Consider the following 222-nt stretch of genomic DNA (forward strand, 5'->3'; position numbering starts at 1 on the left):
AATCGTTGTGTCTGTCACAGCTAACACCACATCCGTTGCCGTCAATGTTTCGCCTCCAAAAGAGCGCGCTTCCTGCAATAAGCGATAGCCGACTGAATCAGGGCCAACCGTGATTGCTCCCTGTTCGTCTATACGGATGATTGTTCCGCCTCCTAAGCCAACTGAGAGAATATCTGGCATGCGGAAGTTGGTGCGGATGCCGCCGACATCAACGGCAATGGC

At 53.2% G+C, this 222-nt stretch carries 1 protein-coding gene; it reads right to left on the reverse strand.

Annotated features, from left to right (window positions below):
- The coding region (locus CHH91_RS19475) for a hydantoinase/oxoprolinase family protein (RefSeq protein WP_286160868.1) at positions 1-222 on the reverse strand (222 nt) is incomplete at both ends.

Source organism: Virgibacillus sp. 7505 (assembly GCF_002272135.1).
GTDB lineage: Bacteria > Bacillota > Bacilli > Bacillales > Amphibacillaceae > Terribacillus.